Origin of the sequence: Marichromatium sp. PS1 (genome assembly GCF_041155115.1) — a bacterium.
GTDB lineage: Bacteria > Pseudomonadota > Gammaproteobacteria > Chromatiales > Chromatiaceae > Marichromatium > Marichromatium gracile.
Map to the genome: position 1 here is coordinate 290710 of NZ_BAAFHB010000002.1, position 19739 is coordinate 310448.

The window sequence follows — 19739 nt, forward strand, 5'->3', positions numbered from 1 at the left end:
TCACCCGACCATGGCAAGAATTACCGTCGAGGACTGCCTCAAGAACGTCGACAACCGCTTCGATCTGGTGCTGCTGGCGACCAAGCGCGCCCGCCAGGTCGCCAACGGTGTCGAGCCCACGCTGGCCTGGGAGAACGACAAGCCGACGGTGATGGCGCTGCGCGAGATCGCCGCCGGCAACGTCACCAAGGGCACCATCCAGGAGGCCCAGAGCGAGATGGACGAGTCGGCCTCGCTCGAACAGGCGCTCGCCGCCGAGCTGGCTGCGACCGAGACGCCGCGCGGCGAGGCCCGCTAGTCGTGTCCTCGCGGCGGGTCCCCATGCCCGCACCCGGGCGTGCCCACCGGCCTCCCTGCCGGTGGCGCGCGCATCCCCCCACCTCCACCGCCGCATCGCGCCGTCCATGCCCGCCGATCCGCTGACCGTCGCGCCGCCCGTCGCCCGCGCACCCGAATCCCCGCTGCGCGCCGAGCCGCCGCGCTATCTCATCAGCGACCTCTGCGCCTATCTCGAAAGCTATCTCCCCCCCGACCAGGTCCGCGAGTTCTATCGCGCCTATCTGTTCGGCGCCGAGGCCCACGAGGGCCAGAAGCGCAAGTCGGGCGAGCCCTACATCTACCACCCGGTCGCGGTGGCGCGCATCCTCGCCGAGATGCGCATGGACTACAAATGTCTGATGGCGGCGCTGCTGCACGACGTCATCGAGGATACCGACATCGCCAAGGCCGAGGTCGCCGCCGACTTCGGCGACGATGTCGCCGAGCTGGTCGACGGGGTCAGCAAGCTCTCGCAGATCGACTTCGACTCGCGCGCCGAGGCGCAGGCGGCGAGCCTGCAGAAGATGCTGCTGGCGATGACCCGCGACATCCGGGTGATCCTCATCAAGCTCGCCGACCGGCTGCACAACATGCGCACCCTCGACGCGATGCGCCCCGAGGCCTGTCGCCGGATCTCGCGCGAGACCCTGGAGATCTACGCCCCGATCGCCAACCGCCTGGGCATCAACTGGGTCCGCATCGAGCTCGAGGAGCTCGGCTTCGAGCACCACTGGCCGTGGCGCCGCCGGATCATCCATCGCGCGGTCCGACACACCCACGGGGAGCGGGTCGAGATGGTCGGCGCGGTCGAGCGGGCGCTCCAGGAGGCGCTCGCCCAGGAAGGGATCCCCGGCACCGTCGAGGGACGACGCAAGCATCTCTACGGCATCTACCGCAAGATGCGCGACAAGCATCACCCCTTCGAGGAGGTGATCGACGTCTCCGCCTTCCGCGTGGTCGTCGACCGGGTCGACACCTGCTACCGCGTGCTCGGCGTGGTCCACAACCTCTACAAGCCGGTCCCCGGTCGCTTCAAGGACTATATCGCCATCCCCAAGGCCAACGGCTACCAGTCGCTGCACACCGTGCTGGTCGGCCCCCAGGGGGTCCAGATCGAGGTGCAGATCCGCACCGAGGACATGCAGCGCATGGCCGAGTCGGGGATCGCCGCGCACTGGCTCTACAAGAGCGGCGAGGAGGCCAACCCCGCGGCACTCGCCGCCGACTGGCTGCAGAACCTGCTGGAGATGCAGCGCGAGGCCGGCAACTCGGTCGAGTTCCTCGAGAACGTCAAGGTCGACCTCTTCCCCGGCGAGGTCTATGTCTTCACCCCCAAGGGCCGGATCATCACCCTCAAGCGCGGCGCCACCGTCGTCGACTTCGCCTTCGCGATCCACTCCGACATCGGCAACACCTGTGTCGCCGCCCGCGTCGATCACCGCCTGGTGGCGCTCAACACGGTGCTGCGCAGCGGCCAGCGCGTCGAGATCATCAACGCCCCCGGGGCCAAGCCCAACGCCTCCTGGCTGAACTTCGTCACCACCGGCAAGGCCCGCGCCGGCATCCGCAGCTATCTCAAGAACCTCAAGCAGCGCGAGGCGCTCGGGCTCGGCAAGCGGCTGCTCAACGCCGAACTCTCGGTCTTCGACCTCGACCTCGACCAGCTCGAGACGCCACGACTCGCCGCCTATCTCGACGAGGCCAAGCTCGCCGGACTCGACGCCCTGCTGGTCGACATCGGTCTCGGCAACCGGCTCGCCGCGCTGGTCGCGCGCCGACTCGTCGGCGGCGAGCTCGAGGAGCTCGGCAGCGAGCCCCGCAACGAGGCCAAGAACCACCCCAACCGCCTGGCGATCCGCGGCACCGAGGGCATGGTGGTGAGCTTCGCACGCTGCTGCCGACCGATCCCCGGCGACACCATCGCCGCCCAGTTCAGCCCCGGGCGCGGCATCGTCGTGCACCGCAGCGAGTGTCGCAACCTCGGCAGCCCCGAGCGCAAGCGCGACCGCCGGTTGGCGGTGGAGTGGGCGAGCGAGCCCGAGGGCGAGTTCTCCACCGAGATCCGCGTCGAGATCGGCAACCGCCGCGGCGCCCTGGCGGTGGTCGCCAGCGCCATCGCCGAACAGGGCTCGAACATCGAGACCGTGGTCTCCTGCGAGAAGGAGGGGATGACCACCGCGCTGGAGTTCGTGATCCTGGTGCGCAGCCGTGTCCATCTCGCCCAGATCATGCGCCGGCTGCGCCATATCCCGCTGGTCGAGCGCATCATCCGCCTGCCGCGCTGAACCCCGCTCAGAACTGCCGCACCCTGATGTTGAGCGTCTGGATGCGATAGGCGATCTGACGCGGGGTCATGTTGAGCAGCCGCGCCGCCTTGGCCTGCACCCAACCGGCCTCCTCCAGCGCCGCGATCACCCGCTCGCGCTCGTCGAGCTTGGGGTCGTTGAGGTCGATCTTGGCCGCCGTCGGACGCGCCAGCGGGCGCGGCGGCTCGTTGGCCATGGCGCTGACGTCCAACCCGGTCGACTCGACCACCTCGCAATCGATGCGCCCGTCGACGCTCATCACCGCGGCGCGCTCCAGACAGTTCTCCAGCTCGCGCACGTTCCCCGGCCAGTCATGCCGCATCAGCACCCGCAGCGCGCTGTCGCTGATGCTGAGCGTGCGGCCCTGGACGCGGGCGATCTTGTCGACCAGGAAGCGGGCCAGCTCGGGCACGTCCTCGAGCCGCTCGCGCAGCGGCGGCATGCGGATCGGCATCACGTTGAGCCGGTAGTAGAGATCCTCGCGGAACTCGCCGGCGCGGACCTCGCTCTCGAGATCGCGGTTGGTGGCGGCGATCACCCGCACATCGACCTTGAGCGTCCGGGTGCCACCGACGCGCTCGAACTCGCCCTCCTGCAGCACCCGCAGCAGCTTGGCCTGGAAGGCGGGGCTGATCTCGCCGATCTCGTCGAGGAACAGGGTGCCGCCGTCGGCCTGCTCGAAGCGCCCCTTGCGCTGGCTGGCGGCGCCGGTGAAGGCACCCTTCTCGTGACCGAACAGCTCGGACTCGAGCAGGTTGTCGGGGAGCGCGGCGCAGTTGAGCCGCACGAAGGCGCCGCGCGCGCGCGGCGAGTTGTAGTGGATGGCGTTGGCGATCAGCTCCTTGCCGGTGCCCGACTCGCCCCGGATCAGCACCGTGGTGTTCCACTTGGCGACCTGGCGCACCTGCTCGAAGACCAGGCGCATGGTATCGGCGCGACCGATGACGCTGTCGAAACCGTGGGCACCGCGCACCTCGCGCCTGAGGGTGTCGCGCTCCTCGCGCAGCGCCCGCTGCTCGGCCTCGACACGACGCGCCAGACGCACCGCCTGACCGATCAGGTTGGCGACCATCTCGAGGAAGTGGGCACGCTGTTCGAGCAGCGCGTCGCCGTCGAGCGGCTGGGCGGCGAGCACCCCCACCGCGCCGGCCTCACCGAGACGAATCGGCACCCCGATGAAGGGCAGCTCGGGATCGTAGAGACTGAGCCGATCGAGAAAGCGCGGCTCGTCGCCGACACGCGGCAGGATCCAGGGCGCGTTGCTGGCCAGGATCTGGCCGATCACGCCCTCGCCGGGACGATAGCTGACGGTCTCGAAGGGCGCCGCCGCCGAGTCGTGGAGCGCGCCGATGAGCAGCTCGCCACGCTCGTCGTCGAGCAGGCTGACCATGCCGTGACGCAACCGCCCCTGTTCATCGAGCACCGAGAGCACGGCACTCAGGGTCTGGCGCAGGTCGAGCGAGCGGCTGAGCACGCTGCTGACCTCGAACAGCACCCCGAGCTGGGATTCGAGCAGGGCGAGCCGGCGCGCATCCTCGCGCGGCGCCGACACCCCGGGAGTGGGTGAGCGCATGAGATCCTCGACCACGATCAGCGTTCCTGCGACAGGGTGTTGAGCAACAGCCGCACGCGACAACCGGCGACCGCCTCCGAATCGACCTCGATCGAACCGCCATGGGCGTTGACGATCTCCTGGGCCAGCGCCAACCCCATCCCGGCATGACCGCGACGCTGTCGCCAGCCGATGAAGAAGGGCTCGAAGACGCGATAGCGATCCTCCGGGGCGATCCCCGACCCGTTGTCCTCGATCTCCACCTCGACCCCGTCGTCGACGCGCCGGGTGCACAGACGCAGCTCGCGCTGCGCCCGCCCGGACTCGCACAGGGCATGGATGGCATTGTCGACCAGGTGCTTGAAGAGCGCGCGCAGCTGATCCTTGTGGCTGGTGAACTCGGGCAGCACCGCCGCCGGGCGCCAGTCGACCACCACGCCGTTGGCGAGCAGCCGGTCGGTCTCGAGTTCGAGCACCTGACGCAGCAGCTCGTTGACGTTGACCAGCGCCCCCGGCTCGCGCGGCTCCTCGGGGAGCGCCGAGGTCAGGGTGTCGAGCGCACGCTGGCCGGAATGGCTGATCTGATCGAGCATCCCGGCGAGGGTGTCGATGTTGGCCGCGCCGCCGCGCAGCATCGAGGCGGCGGCGCTGATGACGTTGAGCGGCACCTGGATCTGGTAGATAGCCGCGGCCAGGGCCTCGCGCATGCCGTGCATGCGCTGCTGCTCGGCGAGCCGCGCGCGCAGGTTCTCGAGGTGCGAGCGCTCGATCTCGCGACGCCGGCTGGTGACCTCGTTGGCGAGCAACAGCACCCGGTGCTCGCCCCCGCTGGCACGCCCGAAATAGCTGCGCGCCGAGACGTCGGACTCCTCGACCGGGGTCGCCGAGCAGACGAACCAGCGCGGCCCGCCCCCGCCCGGGACCTCGATCCCGACCTCCAGGTTCTTGAACCCCTGCCCCGAGACCCCGGCCTCGAGCACGTCCACCCCGACCTGCTCGCGCAGCGCAGCGCGCAGCACCTCGAGCGGCTCGCGTCCGCGCAGATCGCCGAGCAGCTTCTTGTACTCCTGGTTGTCGAGGATGATCCGACCCTCGTGATCGAGCAGCACGATCAACGCCGGTGCGGCATCGAGCACGGTCTCGACCCGCGCCTTCTGCTGACGCACCGCGGCCTCCAGCTCGTGGACCTTGGTGACGTCGCGGTGCATGCCGAGGAAGTAGCGCAGCGCACCGCTGCGATCGAGCACCGGGGCGATGGTCAGCTCGGCGAGATAGTCCTCGCCCCCCTTGGTGCGGTTGACCAGGGTCCCGGTCCACGGCTGGCGCTGCTCGAGGGTACGCCACAGATGGCGATAGATGCTCTCCGGCGTGGCCCGGTTGGAGAGGATCGACTCGTTGCGTCCCAGCACCTCGGTGCGGTCATAGCCGGTGAGGGTCTCGAAGGCGCGGTTGGCATAGAGGATGGTCGCACGCGCGTCGGTGATCGAGATCGCCAGCGGCGACTGTTCCACCGCCTCGAAGAACAGCCGGGGCGGCAGGGGATCCTTGGGGTTGCCGCCCATCAGGGTGAGCGCCTCCACCACCTCTGGCGGGGTGCCCTCGGGCGGCGCGGCGAGAAAGGCGCCGAGGGCATTGATCACGGCCTCCTGGGTGGCCTCGGGGGCTTGCTGGGGCGACACGGGCATCTCCTCGGGACTGTGGGTCTGGGCGTTCTTTAAGCAATCTGCGTACCGCTTTCAATCGTTCGGCGACCACCGGCATCGATCCCAGAGCTTGTCGGCTTTGCGACAAGGCGATCGGCATCCATGCCACAGCCTGTTGGCACCACGACAGACCCTCTCCCGCCCGAAGCCGGTGCAAACCCACGATTGACGCCCCATTCGGGGTCAATCCCGATTTTGGGCACACCGCTTGCTTACTGGCGTGTCAGACGAATGCCGCTATCGTGAGGACCGCCATCCATGGGCGAGTATCTGCTGCTGATCCTCGGCACCGCGCTGGTCAACAACGTGGTGCTGGTGAAATTCCTCGGGCTCTGTCCCTTCATGGGGGTGTCGAGCAAGCTCGACTCGGCCCTGGGGATGGGCCTGGCCACCACCTTCGTGCTGACCCTCGCCGCGGTCGCCGGCTGGCTGCTCGAGCACCTGGTACTCGGCCCGCTCGGGCTCGGTTATCTGCGCATCCTCAGCTTCATCCTGGTGATCGCCGCGGTGGTCCAGTTCACCGAGCTGGCGGTGCGCCGGATCTCGCCCGCGCTCTATCAGGTGCTGGGCATCTTCCTGCCGCTGATCACCACCAACTGCGCGGTGCTCGGCGTCGCCCTGCTCAACGTGCAGCAATCCCACGACTTCTTCGAGAGCGTGCTCTACGGGCTCGGCTCGGCGCTCGGCTTCACCCTGGTGATGGTGCTCTTCGCCGGGCTGCGCGAGCGCCTGGCGGTGGCCGAGGTCCCGGCGGCCTTCGCCGGGGCGCCGATCGCCTTCATCGTCGCCGGACTGCTCTCGCTCGCCTTCATGGGCTTCGCCGGACTCGCCTGAGCCGACGCCCCGCAACCGGAGTCTCAGAGATGCTTGCCGCCATCCTCACCCTCACCGCGCTCGGACTCGCCCTCGGCTGGTTGCTCGGACTCGCCGCGCGTCACCTCAAGGTCGAGGACGACCCCATCGTCGAACAGGTCGCCGCGCTGCTGCCGGGCTCGCAATGCGGCCAGTGCGGCTATCCCGGCTGCGCCCCGGCGGCAGCGGCGATCGCCGCCGGCGAGGCGGCGGTCAGCTGCTGCCCGCCGGGCGGACGAGCGCTGGCCGAGGCGCTGGCCGAGCTGCTCGGGGTCGAGGCCGACCTCTCCGGTGTCGACGACCAGCCGCCGCAGCTCGCACACATCCACGACGAGCGCTGCGTGGGCTGCACCAAGTGCCTCAAGCGCTGCCCGACCGACGCCATCATGGGGGCCAACAACATGATCCATGCCGTCTTCCCCGAGGCCTGCACCGGCTGCGGCCTGTGCGCCGCAGTCTGCCCCACCGAGGGCATCGAGATGCGCCCCGAGCGCCCCACCCCGCAGACCTGGTACTGGCCCCGGCCGGAGGTGGCGACACGATGAATGCCCTGCGCCAACTGTTGCGCCGCCCCGCCAATCGTATCCATCCGGTGCGCGGCGGCGTCCACCCCGATGACCGCAAGGCGCTGGCCGCAAGCGCGCCGATCACCGAGCTGGCGCTGCCCGCGCGGCTCGACCTGCCGCTGCAGCAGCACATCGGCGCCAGCGCCGCACCGCTGGTGCGCAAGGGTCAGCGGGTGGCCAAGGGCGAGCCGATCGCCCGCGCCCAGGGACCGATCTCGGCGCCGCTGCACGCGCCGACCTCGGGGCGGGTGATCGCCATCGCCGAGCGCCCGGCCCATCACCCCTCGGGACTGGCGATGCCGACGATCAGTATCGAGCCCGACGGCGAGGAGCGCTGGCACCCAGCGATCTCTCCCTGCGACGACCCGTTCGCCCTCGACCCGGCGCACATCGCCGAGCGGGTCGCCGCCGCCGGCATCGTCGGACTCGGCGGCGCGACCTTCCCGGCCGCGGTCAAGCTCAATCTCGGCGCCAGCCATCCATTGCACACCCTGGTGATCAACGGCGCCGAGTGCGAGCCCTATCTCACCTGCGACGACCGGCTGATGCGCGAACACGCCGAGGCGGTGATCGACGGCGCGCGCATCATGGCCCATGCCCTCGGGGTGGGCGGCATCCTGGTGGCGATCGAGGACAACAAGCCCGAGGCGGCGGCGGCCATCGAGACGGCCGCCGCCGGGTTCGACGCGATCACCCCGATCCGGGTGCCGACCCGCTACCCGATGGGCTCCGAGCGCCATCTGGTGCAGGCGCTCATCGGTCGCGAGACCCCGGCGCGGGCACTCACCGCCCAGCTCGGCGTGGTGGTGCACAACCCGGCCACCGCCTTCGCGGTGCACCAGGCGCTGCGTCTGGGCCAGCCGCTGATCGCGCGGGTCATCACCCTCAGCGGCGCGGCGATCGCGCGCCCGGCCAACCTGTGGGTGCCGCTCGGCACCCCGGTGGAGACGCTGATCGCGCACTGCGGCGGACTCACCGAGGAGGACGCCCGGCTGGTGAGCGGCGGGCCGATGATGGGCCAACCGCTACCCAGCCCCCAGGTGCCGACCACCAAGGGCTGCAACGCCATCCTCGCCCTCGGCGCCGCCGAGCGCGCGCCCGGCCGGACCATGCCCTGTACCCGCTGCGGACGCTGCGTCGAGGTCTGCCCCTGCGGTCTGGTGCCGCTGGAGCTGGGCGCGCACATCCGCGCCGGCGACCTCGAGGGCGCCGCCGAGCGCGGGCTCCACGACTGTCTCGGCTGCGGCTCCTGCGCCTACACCTGCCCCTCGCAACAGCCGCTGGCGCAGTACATCGCCCACGCCAAGGGCGAGCTGGCCGCGCGCGAGCGCGCCAGGCGCAAGCAGGCCGAGACCAAGGCACTGGCCGAGCGACGCACCGCGCGACTCGAGGCGATCAAGCGCGCCAAGCGCGAGGCGATGGCCAAGCGCAAGCGCGAGGCCGCGCGCAAGCAGGCCGAGCAGCAGACCGAGACGGAGCACTGAGACCATGCACATCGCACCCCCGGCGATCGCCGGCCCCTTCGTCCACGGCGGCGCGAGCATCGCCCGCGACATGCGCCTGGTGATGCTCGCGCTGCTGCCGGCCACCCTGTTCGGGCTGTGGCAGTTCGGCTGGCCGGCGCTGCTGCTGTTCGCCGTCACCCTCGCCACCGTGGTGGTCACCGAGGCGCTCTGTCTGTGGCTCGCCGGGCGCCCGCTGCGTCCCTTCCTCGGTGACGGCTCGGCGCTGCTCACCGGCTGGCTGCTCGCGCTCAGCCTGCCGCCCTGGGCGCCCTGGTGGATCGGGGTGATCGGCGGGGTGATCGCAATCCTGATCGCCAAGCAGGTGTTCGGCGGCATCGGTCAGAACCCCTTCAACCCGGCGATGGTGGCGCGGGTGGCGCTGCTGATCGCCTTCCCGGTGGAGATGACCAGCTTCATCACCCCCGCACCGCTCGGCAGCGACGCCGCCCCGGGGCTGGGCGCGGCGCTGGCCATCGTCCAGGGTGGCGCGCCGATCGACGCCTACAGCGGCGCCACCACGCTCGGCGTGGTGCGCACCGCACTCGATCAGGGCGAGGCGCTGGGCGGCATCCTCGGCGCGAGCTTCGCGCCGCTCGACGCCGCGCTCGGCCTCCACGGCGGCAGCCTCGGCGAGACCTCGGCGCTGTTGCTGCTGCTCGGCGGCCTCGGGCTGATCCTCACCCGGGTGATCGGCTGGCAGATCCCGGCGGCGATGCTCGGCACCCTCGCCCTGCTCGCCACGGTGATGCACCTCCACGACCCGACCCACTACCCCGACGCCACCTATCACCTGCTCGGCGGCGCCACCATGCTCGGTGCCTTCTTCATCGCCACCGACCCCACCACCTCGCCGGTGAGCGCGCGCGGGCGACTGATCTTCGGCGCCGGCTGCGGGCTGCTGGTCTATGTCATCCGCACCTGGGCGGGCTATCCCGAGGGGGTCGCCTTCGCGGTGCTGCTGATGAACGCCTGCACCCCGGTGATCGACCACTACGTCCGACCCCGCATCCACGGCCGTGACCGCCGCGGCCGTCCACTGGTCGGCGCCGAGAGCCCGGAGGCACGTCGATGAACACCCTCGCCGAACCCAGTTACCGCGCGCGCGTCGGCTATCAGGCCGGACTGCTCGGCGGTTTCGCCCTGCTCGCCGCGGCGTTGCTGGTGATGGGTGATATCGCCACCCGCGACACCATCGCACTGCGCGAGGCCGAGGATCTCAAGGCGACCCTGACCCAGGTGATCCCGGCCGAGCTGCACGACAACGACCTGCTCGAGGCCACCGTCCCCCTGGTCGACGACGCCGGGCGCACGGTCACCGTCTATCGCGCGCTGCGCGACGGCACGGTCAGCGCGCTGGCCTTCCCGGTGGTGGGCAAGGGCTACGCCGGCGAGATCCGGTTGATGCTCGGCGTCGATCCCGAGGGACGCATCCTCGGGGTGCGGGTGATCGCCCACAGCGAGACCCCCGGTCTGGGCGACAAGATCGAGCTGGCCAAGGACGACTGGATCCTCGACTTCGACGGTCGCGCGCTCGGCGACCCGCCAGCGGCGCGCTGGGCGGTGGCCAAGGACGGCGGCGACTTCGACCAGTTCAGCGGCGCGACCATCACACCGCGCGCGGTGGTGCGCGCGGTGCGCGCCGGGCTCGAGCGCTTCGCCGCCGAGCGCAGCCGGCTCATCGTCGCGCCCGACCGGCTCGACACCGCAGAGGAGTGACCCCGATGTCGCAACCGCAACCCACCGACTGGCGGCGTATCGCCGCCGACGGGATCTGGAACAACAACGTGGTGCTCGGACAGGCGCTCGCGCTCTGCCCACTGCTGGCGGTCACCGCCACCGCCACCAACGGGCTCGGGCTGGGGCTGGCCAGTACCCTGGTGATGACCCTCTCCGGGGTGCTGGTGGCGCTGGTGCGCTCGCTGGTGACCCCGGAGGTCCGCATCCCGGTGTTCATCCTGGTGATCGCGGTGCTGGTCACCCTGGTCGACCTGGCGATGAACGCCTGGCTGCACGACCTGCACAAGGTGCTCGGGCTGTTCATCCCGCTGATCGTCACCAACTGCGCCATCCTCGGGCGCGCCGAGTCCTTCGCCTCGCGCAACCCGGTGCTGCCCTCGGCCTTCGACGGGCTGATGATGGGCATCGGTTTCACCCTGGTGCTGGTCGCGCTCGGCGCGGTGCGCGAGATCATCGGCAGCGCCACCCTGTTCGCCGACGCCTCGTTGTTGCTCGGCGAATCGATGGCCTTCCTCGAACTGACCCTGATCCCCGACTACCCCGGCTTCCTGCTCGCGATCCTGCCCCCCGGCGGCTTCCTCGCCCTCGGCTTCATGCTCGCGGGCAAGCGGTTGATCGATACCCGACGTGCCCGCATCCGCGCCCGTGGCGCAACCGCGGCACCGGTCTGAGCGAGAGCGAACGATGGCAGAGAAAAACAGCATGCGAATCGGCGTCGCCTATGCCAGCAAGGAGCAACGCGCCTGGCTGATGATCGAGGTGCCGGAGGAGACCACGGTGGGCGAGGCGATCGCGCGATCGGGGATGCTCGAACGCTTCCCCGAGATCGACCTGGAGATCAATCGGGTCGGGATCTTCGGCCGCTTCGTCACCCTCGAGCGGACACTCGCACCCGAGGAGCGGGTGGAGATCTATCGTCCGATCGACGCCGACCCCGAGACCATCGAACGACGCGACCGGGACTGAGCCGCGACCCTCATTGCATTTGCAAAGGGGACGGTGGCGGGCTATACCCCAAGCCGAGGCGGGCAAGGGTCCGTCAGCTACGGGAGCGCGGGAATGGACATCAGGAGATGGCGGATGGACGCACGACCGGGGATCACGGGGCGAGCACCATCCACACGCTGGCGCGGCACGCTCGGCCTCATCGCCCTGCTCGGTCTCGTCTGGCTGCCGGTCGCACCCGTCCCGGCCAACCCGCCGGCGGCAATCGCCTCCGCCGCCAACCCGCTGCGACCTCCCGATACCTCGAGCCCCAGGGCGACGCTGCAGAGCCTGCTGACCAACCTCGAGCGCGTCCACGCCATCGCCCTCGATCCGGCACGGCCACGCAACGACACCCTGGTGCCGCTGCAACGGGCGGCGCGTACCCTCAACCTCAGCGAGATCCCCGAGCGCCTTGCCGCCAACATCGGCATCGAGCGCGCGCTGCTGCTCAAGGAGATCATCGACCGGGTCGGACTGCCGGCGCTCGCCGAGGTCCCGGACGCGCGCTCGGTCGAGCGGCACGACCTCACCCGCTGGCGCATCCCCAACACCGAGATCATTATCGCCCGGGTCGAGAGCGGGCCGCGCGCGGGCGAGTTCCTGTTCACCCCGGGGACGCTCGACCGTCTCGAGGACGACTATGACCGGGTGGCCGCGCTGCCCTACCTGCCCGAGGCCACCCCTGGACTCTACGACGCCTACATCTCCACCCCGGGGCGCGGACTCAGCCTCGACTGGGGGCGGACGCTGCCGGACTGGCTGACCCGGCAATGGCTCGGTCAGACCCTGTGGCAGTGGCTCGCCACCGGCGTCGCGCTTGGTCTCGGCGCGCTGCTCGCCAGCGCGCTGCTGCGCGCCGGTCGGCGCGCCGACCAGCGGCGCACGGACACCTCCAGGCGGGGTGGCACCATCCTCGCGCTCGGCGCGGTGGCGCTCCTGCTGCAGGGGCTCGAATACCTGATCGACGTCCAGATCAACCTCACCGGCGCGGTGGTGATCACCGTCAAACAGGGCTTCGTGCTGGTGCTCTACACCGTGCTCGCCTGGCTGGTGGCGTTGCTGCTCAACCAGAGCGCCGAGGCGATCATCCGCTCGCGCCGGCTGCGCCCGCGCGGCATCGACAGCCAACTGCTGCGGCTCGGCTTCCGCCTGCTGAGCATCATCGCCATCGCCGCACTGGTGATCGACGGCGCCCAACGCATCGGCCTGCCCGCCTATTCGGTGATCACCGGGCTCGGGGTCGGCGGCCTGGCGGTGGCGCTCGCCGCGCGCGAGACCCTCGCCAACCTGTTCGGCTCGCTAGCGATCATGTTCGACCGCCCCTTCCGCATCGGCGACTGGATCAAGATGGGGAACTACGAGGGCACGGTCGAGGACATCGGCTTTCGCAGCACCCGCATCCGCACCTTCTACGACTCGGTGCTGGCGGTGCCCAACGCCTACACCATGAATGCCACCATCGACAACATGGGCAAGCGCGACCACCGCCGCGTCTACACCACCATCGATCTGCGCTACGACACCCCGCCGGAGCGTGTCGAGGCCTTTCTCGAGGGTATCAAGGGGGTCATCCGCGCCAACCCGGCGACCCGCAAGGACGGTTTCCACGTGGTGGTGAGCGACCTCGGCGCACACGGCATCACGGTCATGCTCTATTTCTTCCTCACCGTGCCCGACTGGGCGACCGAGCTGGTCGAGCGCCAGCGCGTGTTGCTGGAGGTGGTGCGTCTGGCCGAGCAGCTCGGCGTCGCGTTCGCCTTCCCCACCCAGACGCTGGAGATCGACGCCACGCCCGAGCAGCCGCGCGCGCCGGCGACCCCACTGCCCGCCGAGCAGCTCGTCGAGATCGCCCGCGACTTCGGTCCCGGCGGACGGCAGGGCCGCCCGCGCGGGCTCGGGCTCCACACGCCCCCGCACGAGGAGACCTGACCCGCGGCGACCGCCGCCGCAAATTCGCAACATCCCTGTGCGAAGATGGAACGTTGGCATGTCGGCGCCGGTGGCGTCGACACGACTTCCCCAAGCATGAGGATCGATTCGATGACCGACAGCCTGACCCTGGTGCAGAAACAGCGCGCCCACCTGCAAGATGCCGTCGATGGGCTGGGACGGCTCGCGCTCACGGCACTGCGCCACTCGGTCGACTGTCTCGAGCAGCACGATCCGGCGCGCGCCGCGCAAATCATCGCCGACGACGCCGAGATCAACCAGCAGCGCCGCCTGCTCGAACAGGAATGCCTGGTGACCCTGGCCGCCTACAAGCCCGCCGGCGTCGATCTGCGCGCCGTCGGTGCGTGCATGGAGCTGGCCGGTGAACTCGAGCGCATCGGCGACTATGCTGCCGACGTCGCCCGTCTCCTCGTCAAGCGCGGTGCGACGCCCTTCCCCGCCGAGCCGGTGGCGGCGATCGGCGAGCTGGCGGGCACCGCAATCGCGATGCTCGAGGCCACCCTCGAGGTGTTCGCCGCCAACGGCGACGAGGCGCGCGCGCGCGCGGCGGTGGCCGCCGAGGAGCAGGTCGACCGCGACGAGCACGCCTTCATCGAGCAGGTGTTGGAGCGGATGCGCGAGGACCCCGAGTTCGCCGTCACCGGGACCCAGTTGCTGTGGATCGCCCACAACTACGAGCGGGTCGCCGACCGCGCGACCAATGTCGCCGAGCGCGCGATCTATGTCGCCTCGGGCAAGACCCCCGACCTGGATTGAGTGCGCGCGCGCCGGCGACTAGCGCGCCGGCAGCGTCAGCCCATCCTTGCCGGCGCGCTGCAGCTGGGCGCGCACCCGCTCGGCATCGGCCTTGTTGGCGTAGGGACCGAGACGCACCCGGTGATAGACCGCGCCGCTGTCGAGGGTGACGCGCTCGATCCGGCTGGAGAGGCCGAGCAGAGCGAGTTCGGCGCGCAGCGTCTCGGCATCGGCATTGCGCTTGAACGAGCCGGCCTGGACGACATAGCCGCCAGTGGCGGCGGGACGCTCGAGGCTGGCCGATGGCGGCGGGGTCTGCGGCTGGGGCGGCGGCTCTGGCTGGGGACGAGGGGCCGGCGGCGGGGGTGGCGGGGCGTCGGTCTCGATCTCGACCTCGGCGTCGCGCAACAGCGTGGGGAACTGGAAGTCGGGCTGCACCGGCACCGGACGCGAGGCCGGCGCCGCGCGCTCGCCGGTCTCCGCGCCCACCTCGGGCTCGGGCATCCAGTACAGGCTGGCGCCGAAGGCACCGAGCAGGGCCCCGAACAGGAACCACCAGACGCAGGAGCGCGACTGCTGGCGCTTCGGGCTGGGGCGGGTCGCGCCACTGCGTCGGTAGTCCCTGGTCATCTCACATGTTCTCCGGCGCGCTCACCCCGAGCAGCCCCAGGCCATTGCGCAGCACCTGACGCACGGCGAGGATCAGCTTGATCCGGGCATCGCGCAGCGCAGCGTCATCGACCAGGAACTGGTGGGCGTTGTAATAGGTGTGCAGCTCGTTGGCGAGATCGCGCAGATAGTGGGTGAGCTGATGCGGTTCGGCCTTGAGCGCAGCGCCCTCGACCACCTCCGGATAGCGCGCGATGGAGCGCAGCAGCGCCTGCTCCTGGGGCTCGACCAGGCGATCGAGATGGCTGGTGCCGGCGCTCGGCTCGATGACGATGCCGCGCTCGGCGGCCTGGCGCAGCACGCTGCAGACGCGGGCGTGGGCGTACTGGACGTAGTAGACCGGGTTGTCCGAGGACTCGGACTTGGCCAGGTCGAGATCGAAGTCGAGATGCTGCTCGCAGCGACGCATGACGTAGAAAAAGCGCGCCGCGTCGCGCCCGACCTCCTCGCGCAGCTGACGCAGGGTGACGAACTCGCCCGAGCGCGTCGACATCTGCGCCTTCTCGCCGCCGCGATAGAGGATGGCGAACTGCACCAGCAGCACCTCGAGACGGCTGGCATCGTCGCCGAGCGCCTCGAGCGCGGCCTTCACCCGCGGCACATAGCCGTGGTGGTCGGCGCCCCAGATGTCGATCACCCGCTCGAAGCCGCGCTCGAGCTTGTCCATGTGATAGGCGATGTCGGAGGCGAAGTAGGTGGTCTGGCCGTTGTCGCGCACCACCACCCGGTCCTTCTCGTCGCCGAAGTCGGTGGAGCGGAACCAGAGCGCGCCGTTCTGCTCGTAGACGTGCCCGGACGCGCGCAGCCGCTCGATGGCCTTGTTGACCGCACCGCTCTCGGTGAGCGTGCGCTCGGAGTACCACTCCTGATAGTCGACGCCGAAGCCGGCGAGATCGTCGCGGATGTCGTCGAGGATGGTGTTGAGCCCGAGCTCGAAGACGAAGCGATAGCGGTTGTCGCCGAGCAGACGCTTGGCGGCCGCGATCAGGTCGTCGATGTGCGCCTCCTTGTCACCGCCGCCGGCACCGTCGTCATCCGCCGCCACCCCGGCGAAGACCGCATCGGCGGCCACCCGGTAGGCGTCGCCGTGCTCGCGGTGCAGGGTCGCGGCGATGTCCCAGACGTAATCGCCCTTGTAGCCGTTGCTCGGGAAGGTCAGCTCCTCGCCGCAGAGCTCGAGATAGCGCAGCCACACCGAGGTGCCGAGGATGTCCATCTGGCGACCGGCGTCGTTGACGTAGTACTCGCGGTGGACGTCGAAGCCGACCGCGGCGAGCAGATCGGCGACCACGCTGCCGTAGGCCGCGCCGCGACCGTGACCGACGTGCAGCGGTCCGGTGGGATTGGCCGAGACGAACTCGACCTGCACCCGACGTCCGGCGCCGACCTGGCTGCGCCCGTAGTCGGGCCCGGCGGTCATGATCTGCGGCACCAGGGCGTGGTAGGCGGCCTCGGTGAGAAAGAAGTTGATGAAGCCGGGACCGGCGATCTCGACCCGCGCCACGGCGGCGGAGGCGGGCAGCGCCTCGACCAGTCGCTGCGCCAGGTCGCGCGGCTTGGTGCGCGCCTGCTTGGCCAGCACCATGGCGATGTTGGTGGCGAAGTCGCCGTGGGCCGGATCCCTGGTGCGATCGAGCTGGGGCTCGGGCAGCGCCTCGAGCGCGAGGGTGCCGTCTGCGACGAGACGCCCGAGGGCGTCGCGGATGAGTTCGATGATGTCTTGCTTCATGCAGGCCTACGACCAGGCCGCGCCGCGCCGACGCAGGATCCGCACGACCCCTGGGACGGGGCCGGGACCGGCAATCGGCGGCGCAAGCCGCAATGGAGATGGAAAGTGCTCGGGCGCCGGATCGATCGGGCGGCAGCCCTGATCCCGTCTAAGCATACCCGAATCCGTCGCCACGAGGGAGACGCGACGCCGGGCGGCAGCGGCGCGAGCGGGGAATCCGCGCCTGCCCCCAAGGTACGGCGGACATGCCGGTCGAGCGGCGCTCGACGGTCATCTCCGGCGCAGCGACCTACACGCTTCGGTTTATAATGCTTCGCTCCATCGACAATCCAGCAACGCCCATGCCCATGTACCAGACCGACGACCTGCGCATCCGCGAAATCAAAGAAGTCCGCTCACCGAAGGCGTTGCACGAGGAGTTTCCGCTCTCCGAGGCCGCCTCGGCGACCGTCTATGGCACCCGTCACGCGATCCAGCGCATCCTCCACGGCGAGGACGATCGTCTGCTGGTGATCATCGGTCCCTGCTCGGTGCACGACCCCGACGCCGCGATCGAGTACGCCCGCAAGCTCAAGCCGCTGCGCGAGCGCTTCGCCGAGCAGTTGCAGGTGGTGATGCGGGTCTATTTCGAGAAGCCGCGCACCACCGTCGGCTGGAAGGGGCTGATCAACGACCCCGGACTCGACGGCAGCTTCGAGATCAACCAGGGGCTGGGCATCGCCCGTAAGCTGCTGCTCGATCTCAACGACATGGGCATGCCCGCCGGCACCGAGTTCCTCGACCTGATCAGCCCCCAGTACATCGCCGATCTGATCAGCTGGGGCGCGATCGGCGCGCGCACCACCGAGAGCCAGGGCCATCGCGAGCTGACCTCCGGGCTATCCTGCCCGGTCGGCTTCAAGAACGCCACCAACGGTGACGTCAAGGTGGCGATCGACGCCATCCACGCCGCCGCCCGTCCCCATGTGTTCATGTCGGTGACCAAGGAGGGACGCTCGGCGATCTTCAGCACCACCGGCAACGTCGACACCCATGTCATCCTGCGCGGCGGCCAGCGTCCGAACTACGACACCGAGAGCGTGCACATCGCCGCCGACCAGATCGTCGAGTCCGGGCTGACGCCGAAGGTCATGATCGACTGCAGCCACGCCAACAGCCGCAAGAAGCCGGAGAAGCAGGTGCGCGTCTGTCAGGACGTGGCCGGACAGGTGGCGCGCGGCGAGCAGTGCATCATCGGCGCGATGATCGAGGGCAACCTGGTCGCCGGGCGGCAGAACCTCGGTGACGGCAAGGGGTTGGTCCACGGCCAGAGCATCACCGACGCCTGTGTCGGCTGGGACGACACCGAGCCCATGCTCCAGGCACTGGCCGACGCCGTGGAGCAGCGCCGCGCCGCCCGCGCCCGCGGGCGCGACTGAGACCGCCGGCCTCTCACGCGCGCCGGGGATCCCGACTAAGCTCGGACATGGCGGGGCACTGAGCCCCGCCATGTGATTCCAGCGGAGGGAGGATCAAGCATGAAAGGCGCCATCGCGCTGCTCTGCGCGGTCGCGGCCCTCGACGCCCAGGCCGAGCTGTATCGTTGCGTCGACGCCGCCGGTCATACCAGTTACCAGCAAACGCCCTGTGACGCCGCAAGTTCGGGGGGCAGCATCGAGCTCGACACCCGCAGCCCCGACGGCAACGCCCGCGCCGCCAACGACCCGAGGATGTCGGTCGGCAGCCAGCTCGAACGGCTCGCCCCACCCCCGACCGAGCGCACTTCCACCGACGCGCCGCGCAAGACATCAACCCCCACGGCAGTGGATCGGGCCAAATGCGCCCGTCACCGTGCCCAGGTCGCGCGCTGGGAACAGGCCGCCCGCGCCACCTACCGCGACCGCAGCGAACAGCGCTACCGCGAGCAGATGCTCGAACACCACCGCGCCCAGGTCGAGCGGTATTGCGGCCCCTGAGGACGGGCTGCCAGCCGCCAGCCGCCAGCCGCCAGCCGCCGGGAGATATTGAACCGCAAAGTCCCAAAGGACGCGAAGAGAGCGACCAGCCTTCAGCAAACAGCCTCCGGTGTCGGCGTACGGTCAACCGCGACGCGACGAGACAACCCAGCCCCCTCACTGGAGGCTGGCAGCTGGCGACTGAAGGCTGGGCGCTGATCGCCCCCCCCCGCGATGGGCACGCTGCGCTTTGCCCATCCTACGATGATGGCGCCTGGTGTTCGTGGCGAGGGTGAGGAAAAACGCCCGCTGGCGGCTGGCGGCTGGCGGCTGGTAGCTGACGGCTGATCGCTGAACCTCAGAGCCGCCCCAGATAACGCTCGCCGCCAAGACGCGAGGACTGGTCGATGATCCAGTCGGCGCGGCGGCGCAACCGCTCCGAGGGGCGGTCGAGACGGTAGTGACCGGGGGCAGGCAGCACGCCGATGAGCAGCGCCGACTCCTCCAGCGTCAACGTGCGCGCCGGGTGGCCGAAGTAGCGCACGCTGGCCGCCCCGGCGCCATAGGTGCTGGGGCTGAACTGGATGATGTTGAGATAGACCTCGAGGATGCGCTCCTTCGACCACAGCACCTCGAGCAACAAGGTGAACCAGGCCTCGATCGCCTTGCGCCCCCAGCCCTGCCCCGGCCACAGGAAGAGGTTCTTGGCCGTCTGCTGGGTGATGGTGCTGGCGCCGCGCAACGCGCCGCCCTGGCGATGGGCGGCGAGGGCGTGACGGATCTCGATCAGGTCGAAGCCGAGATGGGTCGGAAAGCGCTGATCCTCTCCACTGATCGCCGCCAGTCGCAGCGGCGGCGGGAGCTCGCTCCAGGGCACCCAGCAATGATGGTAATAGGGCGGTGACTGATCGAGTCGCCACAGGTTGTAGGCGTGCTGGAGCATGAACGCCGAGGCCGGCGGATCGACCCAGCGCAGCGCCCCGACGAGCAGCGCCGAGCCGAGCACGCCGGTGACGGCCAGCACCAGCAACCCGCGACCGCAGCGGCGCAGCCAGCAGCGCGCGCGCCCGGGCATGCTCCGGAGCCGCGACGGCGGCGACCCGGGTGCCTCGGCCGCGGCGCTCGCCATGCCCGGCCCGGGGGCGTCGACCGCGCCGGCCTCCCGCCGCTCCTGCTCGCTCATCGTCGCGGTGTCG

The 19739-nt window shown here is 70.1% G+C and carries 18 protein-coding genes; 13 read left to right on the plus strand and 5 right to left on the minus strand.

Features of this window, described 5'->3' with window-relative positions; genetic code table 11:
- Positions 1 to 10: 10 nt before the first annotated feature.
- Positions 11 to 298, plus strand: a complete 288-nt coding sequence (gene rpoZ, locus ACAM26_RS02585) for a DNA-directed RNA polymerase subunit omega (protein ID WP_123138990.1) — start codon at positions 11 to 13, stop codon at positions 296 to 298.
- 106 nt (positions 299 to 404) lie between these two features.
- On the plus strand, positions 405 to 2603 hold the full coding sequence (locus ACAM26_RS02590; RefSeq protein WP_123138991.1) for a bifunctional (p)ppGpp synthetase/guanosine-3',5'-bis(diphosphate) 3'-pyrophosphohydrolase: 2199 nt from the start codon (positions 405 to 407) through the stop codon (positions 2601 to 2603).
- A 7-nt stretch (positions 2604 to 2610) separates the two neighbouring features.
- Here ACAM26_RS02590 and nifA read toward each other — a convergent pair whose 3' ends face one another.
- Together nifA and nifL are read right to left on the minus strand one after the other, a co-directional pair.
- Positions 2611 to 4197, minus strand: a complete 1587-nt coding sequence (nifA, locus tag ACAM26_RS02595; RefSeq protein ID WP_123142979.1) for a nif-specific transcriptional activator NifA — start codon at positions 4195 to 4197, stop codon at positions 2611 to 2613.
- Between the two features lie 17 nt (positions 4198 to 4214).
- Complete coding sequence (gene nifL / locus ACAM26_RS02600; protein WP_132228337.1) at positions 4215 to 5861, minus strand: nitrogen fixation negative regulator NifL; 1647 nt, start codon at positions 5859 to 5861, stop codon at positions 4215 to 4217.
- A 276-nt stretch (positions 5862 to 6137) separates the two neighbouring features.
- On the opposite strand from nifL, the gene rsxA reads away from it, so the two are divergent.
- From rsxA to phoU, 9 genes are all read left to right on the plus strand, one after another.
- A complete protein-coding gene (rsxA, locus tag ACAM26_RS02605; protein WP_005223102.1) occupies positions 6138 to 6713 on the plus strand; it encodes an electron transport complex subunit RsxA in 576 nt (191 codons plus the stop codon).
- 29 nt (positions 6714 to 6742) lie between these two features.
- Positions 6743 to 7276, plus strand: a complete 534-nt coding sequence (rsxB, locus tag ACAM26_RS02610; RefSeq protein ID WP_123138993.1) for an electron transport complex subunit RsxB — start codon at positions 6743 to 6745, stop codon at positions 7274 to 7276.
- On the plus strand, positions 7273 to 8781 hold the full coding sequence (gene rsxC / locus ACAM26_RS02615; RefSeq protein WP_369613076.1) for an electron transport complex subunit RsxC: 1509 nt from the start codon (positions 7273 to 7275) through the stop codon (positions 8779 to 8781). Before rsxB ends, rsxC begins: the two co-directional genes overlap by 4 nt.
- 4 nt (positions 8782 to 8785) lie before the next feature.
- A complete protein-coding gene (locus ACAM26_RS02620) occupies positions 8786 to 9874 on the plus strand; it encodes an RnfABCDGE type electron transport complex subunit D (RefSeq protein ID WP_369613077.1) in 1089 nt (362 codons plus the stop codon).
- Positions 9871 to 10518 (plus strand): electron transport complex subunit RsxG, encoded by a 648-nt coding sequence (gene rsxG / locus ACAM26_RS02625; protein WP_123138996.1) that lies wholly within the window; start codon positions 9871 to 9873, stop codon positions 10516 to 10518. Before ACAM26_RS02620 ends, rsxG begins: the two co-directional genes overlap by 4 nt.
- Before the next feature lie 5 nt (positions 10519 to 10523).
- Positions 10524 to 11210 (plus strand): electron transport complex subunit E, encoded by a 687-nt coding sequence (locus ACAM26_RS02630; RefSeq protein ID WP_123138997.1) that lies wholly within the window; start codon positions 10524 to 10526, stop codon positions 11208 to 11210.
- A 13-nt stretch (positions 11211 to 11223) separates the two neighbouring features.
- Positions 11224 to 11505, plus strand: coding sequence for an RnfH family protein (locus ACAM26_RS02635; RefSeq protein WP_123143102.1), 282 nt, complete (start codon positions 11224 to 11226; stop codon positions 11503 to 11505).
- A gap of 114 nt (positions 11506 to 11619) precedes the next feature.
- Positions 11620 to 13455 carry a mechanosensitive ion channel family protein gene (locus ACAM26_RS02640; RefSeq protein WP_369613078.1) on the plus strand — a complete coding sequence of 612 codons (1836 nt, stop codon included), beginning with the start codon at positions 11620 to 11622 and terminating at the stop codon, positions 13453 to 13455.
- Positions 13456 to 13566: 111 nt separating this feature from the next.
- Entirely contained in the window at positions 13567 to 14232 is a 666-nt protein-coding gene (phoU, locus tag ACAM26_RS02645) for a phosphate signaling complex protein PhoU (RefSeq protein ID WP_123139000.1), read from the plus strand.
- Positions 14233 to 14250: 18 nt separating this feature from the next.
- Here phoU and ACAM26_RS02650 read toward each other — a convergent pair whose 3' ends face one another.
- Positions 14251 to 14841, minus strand: a complete 591-nt coding sequence (locus ACAM26_RS02650; RefSeq protein WP_123139001.1) for an SPOR domain-containing protein — start codon at positions 14839 to 14841, stop codon at positions 14251 to 14253.
- Position 14842: 1 nt separating this feature from the next.
- Positions 14843 to 16609, minus strand: a complete 1767-nt coding sequence (argS, locus tag ACAM26_RS02655; RefSeq protein ID WP_123139002.1) for an arginine--tRNA ligase — start codon at positions 16607 to 16609, stop codon at positions 14843 to 14845.
- A gap of 347 nt (positions 16610 to 16956) precedes the next feature.
- Here argS and ACAM26_RS02660 point away from each other — a divergent pair, with 347 nt between their 5' ends.
- Both ACAM26_RS02660 and ACAM26_RS02665 read left to right on the plus strand, forming a co-directional pair.
- Positions 16957 to 18027: a 3-deoxy-7-phosphoheptulonate synthase gene (locus tag ACAM26_RS02660; protein ID WP_123139003.1), complete on the plus strand. Its 1071-nt coding sequence runs from the start codon at positions 16957 to 16959 to the stop codon at positions 18025 to 18027.
- 99 nt (positions 18028 to 18126) lie between these two features.
- Positions 18127 to 18564, plus strand: a complete 438-nt coding sequence (locus ACAM26_RS02665) for a DUF4124 domain-containing protein (protein WP_123139004.1) — start codon at positions 18127 to 18129, stop codon at positions 18562 to 18564.
- Positions 18565 to 18901: 337 nt separating this feature from the next.
- Here the strand turns inward: ACAM26_RS02665 and mtgA are convergent, their stop codons facing one another.
- Positions 18902 to 19726 (minus strand): monofunctional biosynthetic peptidoglycan transglycosylase, encoded by an 825-nt coding sequence (gene mtgA, locus ACAM26_RS02670; protein ID WP_369613079.1) that lies wholly within the window; start codon positions 19724 to 19726, stop codon positions 18902 to 18904.
- Positions 19727 to 19739: the final 13 nt, after the last annotated feature.